The 458-nt window shown below is 67.2% G+C and carries 1 protein-coding gene and 1 pseudogene; both read left to right on the forward strand.

Annotated features, from left to right (window positions below):
- The first annotated feature begins 18 nt into the window (after positions 1–18).
- Entirely contained in the window at positions 19–165 is a 147-nt protein-coding gene (locus tag AACY08_RS30755; RefSeq protein ID WP_445262067.1) for a DUF1611 domain-containing protein, read from the forward strand.
- Positions 149–458, forward strand: a pseudogene (locus AACY08_RS29565) (hypothetical protein); the annotation flags it as partial. The gene AACY08_RS30755 and the pseudogene AACY08_RS29565, both read left to right, overlap by 17 nt.

Genomic DNA, 458 nt, shown 5'->3' on the forward strand with positions numbered 1-458 from the left:
GGCGTGCGGGCGATCGGCGTGTGTCTCAACACCTCTGCGCTGGATGCAGCGGCGGCGCGGGCGCTGTGCGAACGGACCGAGGATATGCTCGGCCTGCCCTGTACCGACCCGATCGCCTTTGGCGTCGAGTCCATCATCGATGCGCTCTATGCCCCGCACGCTTGAGGCGCGGCACGACCGCTTTGCGTTGCACACGCCGTTTCGCATCGCGCGCGGGGTGAAAACCGCGGCGGACGTGATCACCGTATCGATCATGCAGGACGGACATGTCGGTCACGGCGAGGGCGTCCCCTACCCGCGCTATGGCGAGAGCGTCTCGAGTGCGCTCGACGAGATCGCGCACGTACGCGATGCGATCGAGGGCGGCGCGGATCGCGAGGATCTGCTCGGCCTGCTGCAGCCGGGCGCGGGGCGCAATGCGATCGACTGCGCCTTATGGGATTTGGAAGCAAAGCGCT

This window comes from Pseudomonas sp. EL_65y_Pfl1_R83, from assembly GCF_963970695.1.
Classification (GTDB): Bacteria; Pseudomonadota; Gammaproteobacteria; order Pseudomonadales; family Pseudomonadaceae; genus Aquipseudomonas; species Aquipseudomonas tritici.